The organism is Streptomyces albicerus, from assembly GCF_008905045.1.
Classification (GTDB): Bacteria; Actinomycetota; Actinomycetes; order Streptomycetales; family Streptomycetaceae; genus Streptomyces; species Streptomyces albicerus.
The window spans coordinates 1-7155 of the sequence record NZ_VWMY01000163.1; the positions used below are offsets into that span (position 1 = coordinate 1).

At 73.2% G+C, this 7155-nt stretch carries 1 protein-coding gene; it reads right to left on the minus strand.

Features of this window, described 5'->3' with window-relative positions; genetic code table 11:
• On the minus strand, nucleotides 1–7155 hold a 7155-nt coding region (locus GAS53_RS54210), incomplete at both ends, for a non-ribosomal peptide synthetase (RefSeq protein ID WP_151485204.1).

A 7155-nucleotide genomic window follows, 5' to 3' on the forward strand; every position in this document is an offset into this window, starting at 1 on the left:
GTGCCATGACGCCCCTGGCGTCCGCCACGAAGAGCGTCCGCAGGCTCTCGTGCCGCGCGACCACGTCCCGCATCGCCAACGCCAGTGCCCGTACGTCCAGTCGGCCGCTGAGGCGCACCACGAGCGGCAGGTGGTACGTCGGCAGGGGCTCGAGTTCGTCGAGGAACTTCAGGCGGCGCTGTGCGTACGACAGCGGCACCCGCTCCGGCCGCGCCTGCGCCCGCCGCAGCACCGGACGCGACGACCGCTCCCCGGCGCCCACGCGCTCCACCAGCTGCGCCACCGTCGCCGACTCGAACACCGCGCGGATGGGGACCTCGGTGCCAAGCGCCGTCCGCATCCGGTTGACCAGTCGCGTGACCAGCAGCGAATGCCCACCGAGATCGAAGAAGTTGTCGTCGATCCCGGCCTTCTCGACTCCCAGAACCTCCGCGAACAGCTCGCACAGAAGCTCCTCCTGCGGGGTGCGCGGCGCCCGGTAGGAGGCCGTGTCGGTCAGCGCGGGGGCCGGGAATGCCTGGTGGTCGAGTTTGCCGTTGGGAGCGAGAGGGAGGCGGTCGAGGGTGACGAAGGCGGTGGGGACCATGTACGCGGGAAGCCGCTCGGCTACGAAGGCGCGCAGCTCTGCCGGGGTCGGCTCGGTCACGCCCTCGAAGGGCACGACATAGCCGGCCAACCGGCGTGCGCCGTCCGCCTCTTGGGCGTCATGGGCCAGTACGACGGCCTGGTCGACGCCCTCGTGGGCGGTCAGGACGGCCTCGATCTCGCCGGGCTCGACACGGAAACCGCGGATCTTGACCTGGGAGTCGCCGCGGCCGGCGTACTCCAGCCTGCCTCGGTCGTTCCAGCGCGCGAGGTCGCCGGTGCGGTACATCCGCGCGCCCGGCTCGGGAGCGTACGGGTCGGCCACGAATCGCCCGGCTGTCAGGCCCGGACGCCCCTGGTAGCCGCGGCTGACGCTGCCCCCGACATACAGCTCGCCGACCACGCCCACCGGCAGCGGCTGGAGGCCCGGCCCGAGGACATAGGTGCGCATGTTGCCGAGCGGGGCGCCGATCGGAGCGACGGCCGTGGGCTCGTCGCCGGGTTCCAGGGCGTGGGTGGTGGCGTAGAACGACTCGGTCTGGCCGTAGGCGTTGACGATGCGGGTGCCGGGGAGGGTCTCACGCACCCGCCGCACCAGGGACGCGGGCAGCGCCTCGCCGGCGAACACCAGCGTGGCGGCGGTGACCCGGCCCTCGGCTTGGTCGAGCAGCTCGGCGAAGACCGAGGGCACGGTGGAGATCACACCACCGCTCCATCCGCCGCGCTCACCGATGGCGAGCACGTCGCGGACGACCTCCACGGTGCCGCCGTGGGCGAGGGTCGTGAAGATCTCGAACACGGAGACGTCGAAGTTGACCGACGTGCCCGCCAGGGTGCGGGTGCCCGCGGTGATGCCGGTGCGCTCGGCGAGCCGGAGCACGCCGTTGACGACGTTGGCGTGGGTGACCGCGACGCCCTTGGGCGTGCCGGTCGAGCCGGAGGTGTACATCACGTACGCCGCGTTGTCGTCTCGCAGCGCGACTTCGGGCCGCGTGGCGTCGCCCGCGGTCAACGTCAGCTCGTCGAAGAGGAGTTGCGGTACGTCGACGTCGCCCAGCGGCAGCGTGTCGCGGGTCCCGGCGTCGGTGAGCAGCAGCACCGGGTGCGCGTCGGCCAGGATGTGCGCCAGGCGCGCGCTCGGGTAGCGCGGGTCGATCGGCAGGCAGGCGCCGCCCGCCTTGAGTACCGCGAGCAGGGCTACCACCAGGTCCGCCGACCGTGGCAGCGACAGGGCCACGGCGGTCTCCGGGCCGACCCCGCGCGCGATCAGTTCGCGGGCGAGCCGGTTGGTACGCGCATCCAGCTCCCGGTAGGAGAGGGCGAGTTCGCCGTGCTCGACGGCCGGCGCATCCGGGGTGCGCGCCACCTGCTGCGCGATGAGGCCGGGGACCGTCGCATCGGGGGTGTGCGCCTCGGTGTCGTTGAAGCCGCGCAGCAGCTGCTCCCGCTCGTCTTGGTCGAGGACGTCCACCTGCCCGGTCAACAGGCCGGGGTCCGCGGCGAGTTGTGCGAGTACCCGCTGGAACCGGTCCGCGATCCGTTGGACGGTTTCACGGTCGAGGACGTCCGGCTGGTGCTGCAGCGTCAGCCGCAGGTGGGGGGCGACGGCGGCGTTCACGGTCAGCGGGTAGTGCGTGCCGGCCAGCGGGCGCAGGCCGGAGACCTCGATGCCCGCGGCGGTGTGTGCCTCGCTGAGGCCGAGGCTGTCCACGGGGTAGGAGTCGAACGCCACGAGCGTGTCGAACAGGACGCTCGTGCCGGTGGCCCGGTGGATCCCGGTCAGGCCGTAGTGCTGGTGGTCGAGGAGTGCGGCCTGGCGCTGTTGCAGGTCGGTGAGGAGCTGGGCGAGGGGAGCGCCGGGGGCACATCGCACCCGTACGGGAAGGGTGTTGGCGAAGAGGCCGACCATCGTGTCCACGTCGGGCACCTCGGCCGGGCGGCCGGACACCGTCGCGCCGAACACCACGTCCCGGCGCCCGGTGAGGCCGGCGAGCAGCACGGCCCAGGCGCCCTGCACCACGGTGTTGAGGGTGATCCCGAGCCCGGCCGCCCGCCGGGCCAGCTCCCGGGCGGTGTCCGCGGGCAGCGGCACCTCCACCTGTCCGTAGCGGACTTCTGCCGCCGCGGACTCTCCCGGCGGCTCGGGGGCGGCGGCGTCCGGAGCCACCAGCAGGGTCGGGCCGTCCACACCGTCGAGTTCCCGGGCCCAGGCGCGCGCGGCCGCCTCCTGGTCCTGCTGGCACAGCCACCGCAGGAAGTCCCGGTACGCGGGCGCCCTCGGCAGCACCGAGGCGTCCCCCGCAGAGGCGTACAGCCGCAGCAGATCCTCGATCAGCAGCGGAAACGACCAGCCGTCGAACAGCAGATGATGCGCCGTGAGGATGAGTTCGCAGCGGTCCGCGCCCAGGCTCACCAGGCAGATCCGCAGCAGCGGCGGCGCAGTCACGTCGAAGCGGCTGCTCAGGTCCTCGGTCAGGAAACGCTCGACGGCCGCGCTGCGCCCCGCCTCGTCCAGGCCGGTCGCGTCGATGTGCCGCCATGGCAGCGCCACGTCCTTGGCCACCAGCTGCACCGGATCCCCGGTCTCGCCGGGCACGAAGGCCGCCCGCAGATTGGCGTACCGGTCGAGAAGTGCCTGTCCGGCCGTGCGCATTCGTTCCGGGTCCACGTGCCCGCTCAGGTGGAACACCAGCTGCATGTGGTAGGCGTCGAACGCCGCGTCGGCGAGGAGCGCATGGAACACGAAGCCGGACTGCAGGGGCGTCAGCGGCCACACCTCCGTAAGGCCCCGGTAGGTGCCCTCCCACTGCTCGATCTCGCGCTGCCCCACCGCCACCAGCGGCACGTCCGAGGGCGTGAGCCCGCCCGCGCCGGGCACCGCGACGTGCCGGGCCAGTCCTTCCAGGGCCGCCCGCCACTGCTCCGCCAGCTGCTGTGCCTCCTCGCGCGGCAGCACTCCGGCGGCGAAGGCGAACTCGGCCTCCAGGCACGGTCCTTCAGCGGTGTCGGTGGCGAGCGCCTCGACGTGCAGTACGGCGAGGGCGGGCATGCCGGTGTCCGGTGCGGCAAGCGGCTCGACGGTTCCGGTGACCTGGTGGAAGCCGAGGCCCCGCAGGTCCTCCGGCATGTCGGCGGCGGAGAAGCGGCCCAGGTAGTTGAGTTCGATCTGCGGCGCCGGGTACTGCCGCAGCTCCGCGGCGGCCTGCGGGTTCAGGTGGCGCAGCAGTCCGAAGCCGAGGCCGTGGTCGGGGACCGCCAGGAGGTGTTCCTTGACGGTCTTGAGGAGGGCCCCGGCGGCCGGTCCGCCTGCGAGCACCTCGTCGAGATCGCATCCGGCGAGGTCGACGCGTACCGGGAACAGACTGGTGAACCAGCCGACCGTGCGTGACAGGTCCGCCCCGGGGACGGCGCTCTCCTCGCGGCCGTGCCCTTCCACACCGATCAGCACGGACGGCACGGACAGTTCGGATGGATCTGCCGGCTCGGATGGATCGGCCGGGACGCCCTCGCGGCGTGCCGCCTCCCTGCGGGCGACGGCCACCGCGAGGGCCGCAAGCAGTCCGTCCTGGACGCCGCAGCGGAACGCCGCGGGCAGGGCGGTAAGGAGTGCCTCGGTGACCGGCGCCGAAAGCTGCACCCGCACGGTGTCCACCGTGTCCATCCGGTCCACTTCGGGGTGGAGCCGCCGGGAGCCGAGGACCGGGTCCGGCCCGTCCAGGATCGACCGCCACAGCTCCAGCTCCGCGACCCTGCTCTTGGTGGTCGCCTCCGCCGCGAGCGCGTGCTTCCAGCGCCGCGCGGAGGTCGCCACCTGCGGCAGGACCGGGGCCCGGCCCGCGCGGACCTGGGACCATGCAGCGGCGAGGTCCGGCAGCAGAATGCGCCACGACACCCCGTCCACCACCAGGTGGTGCAGGACAAGGATGAGCCGGCCCGCGCCGCCGCCGGGCGCCGGGTCGAACCAGACGGCCTGGACCATCACCCCTGCGTCCGGGTCCAACCGCCCGGTCGCGGCGTTCAGTTCGGCCTCCGCGTCCCGCTGCCAGTCCTCGCTCCAGCGGCCGTCGCACGCGACGCGGTGGATCAGCGCCGCCGCGTCCACGGAGCCCGGCGGCGCCACCCGCAGGCTCCCGTCACCGGCGGACTCCAGGGTTGACCGCAGTACGTCGTGGTGGTCGAGGACCGCGCCCAGGGTGGCGGCAAGGCCTGCCCTGTCGATGCCGGCCGGCAGCTCGACCAGCGCCGACATGGTGAACCGGTGCCAGCTGCCGCCGAGTTCGCGGATGTGCCGGGCGATCGGCGGCAGCGGCATCGGGCCCACACCGCCGCCGTCGAATTCCTCGAGCACCGCGCCCGCCGCGTCCTGCCGGTGCGTCGAGGCGAGCCGGGCGAGACCGGCCACCGTGCGGGCCTCGAAGATCTGGCGCGGGGTGACCTCGACGCCGCGGGCCCGGGCCCGGGACACCACCTGGATGGAGCGGATGCTGTCCCCGCCCACGGTGAAGAAATCGTCGTCGGCACCGACCCGGTCCACGCCGAGCACCTCGGCGTACACCGAGGCCAGGATCTCCTCCACCGGCGACTGCGGCGCCCGGTAGCTGCCGCCGCTGGACTCGGGGTCGGGCAGGGCCGCCCGGTCCAGCTTCCCGTTGGGTGTCAGCGGCAGCCGTTCGAGGACCACGAACGCGGCCGGGACCATGAACTCCGGCAGCCGCTTGGCCGCGAACCGGCGTACCTCGCCGACCGACACACCGGCGGTGAGGTCGATGTCGCCGCCGCCCGCGCCGGGTACGGGCACCAGGTACCCGACAAGCTGCCGGCCGGCCCCACGGCCCTCGCGGACGGCCACCGCGGCCTGCGCGACACCGGGGTGGGCGGTCAGGGCCGCCTCGACCTCGCCGGGCTCGATGCGCAGCCCGCGTATCTTCAGCTGTGCGTCGGCGCGGCCCGCGTATTCCAGCTGCCCCTGCTCGTTCCAGCGCGCCAGATCGCCGGTGCGATACATCCGCGCGCCCGGCTCGGGAGCGTACGGGTCGGCCACGAACCGCTCGGCGGTGAGCGCGGGCCGCCCGTGATAGCCGCGGCCCACCGCACCCGCGACATACAGCTCACCGACCACGCCCACCGGCACCGGCTCGAGGCCCGGCCCGAGGACGTAGGCGCGCATGTTCCCCAAGGGCCGGCCGAGCGGCGCACTGCCCGTGCCACCGCACGCGTCCGGGCCCATGCCGTCGCGTCCGGCCGGGAGCTCAGCCACGGTCGCGTAGAAACTCTCACTCTGCCCATAGGAGTTGACCACCCGCACCCCGGGCAGGGCGGCGCGCACCCGCGCCACGAGCGCGGCGGGCAGCGCCTCGCCCGCGAAGACCAGGGTGGCCACGTCGATGCGGTCGGCGATGTCATCCAGGAGCTCCGCGAAGACCGACGGCACGGCGCTGATCACTGCGCCGGTCCAGCTGACCCGCTCGGCCAGCTCCAGGACGTCCCGGACCACCTCGACCGAGCCGCCGGCCGACAGCGCCGTCAGGGTCTCGAACACCGACACGTCGAAGGCGACCGAGGTCCCGGCGAGGATCCGCGATCCGGCCGTGACACCGGTCGCCCGGGCGAGGCGCACCACACCGTTCACGACGCCGTGGTGGGTGATCGCGACGCCCTTCGGGGTGCCGGTGGAGCCGGAGGTGTACATCACGTAGGCGAGGTTCTGCGGCGACAACGGAGCCGTCCGTTCATCGTCTCGCAGGTCCGCGCCGTCCCCGCCGTCGAGGTCCAGTTCGTCCACGAACAGCCGGACGGGCCCGGCGTCGCCCGTCGGCAGGACGTCCTGCGTCGCGGAGTCGGTCAGGAGGCACCGGGGGCGTGCGTCGGCCAGGACGTGGCCGAGTCGGCGGCTCGGATAGCGGGGGTCGACGGGCAGGTGCCCCGCGCCGGACTTCCAGATGCCGAGCAGCCCCACCAGCAGGTCAGCCGAGCGCGGCAGGGCGAGTGCCACCAGCTGCTCCGGCCCTGCACCGTGGCGTATGAGTTCCCGTGCGAGCCGGTTCGCGCGGGCGTTCAGCTCCCGGTACGTCAACGTCACTTCGCCGCAGACGACCGCGACGGCGTCCGGCGTGGCGGCCGCCTGCCGCTCGAAGAGCCCGGGAACCGTGAGGTCCGGCGTAACGGCGACGGTGTCGTTGAACTCGTACAGCAGCCGATCCCGCTCCCCGGCCTCCAGCGCGTGCACGGCCCCGACCCGCAGCCCGGGTTCGGCGACCAGCTGCCGCGCCATCCGTACGAACCGCGCGGCAAGCGCCTCGACCGTGCTCCGGTCGAAGAGGTCGGTGGCGTACTCGACCTCGCCCGAGATCTCCTGCCCGGATCCCTCGGCCATGCTGAAAAGGAGGTCGAACTTGGCGGTCGCGGTGGGGACGGGGACGAACTGGGCCCGGTGACCGGACAGTTCAACGTTCTCGCGGCCGTTGCCCTGCCAGGCGAACATGACCTGGAACAGCGGGTGGTAGGCGGTGGAGCGCTCGGGGTTGAGGGCCTCGACGAGCCGCTCGAAGGGCACGTCCTGGTGGTCGTACG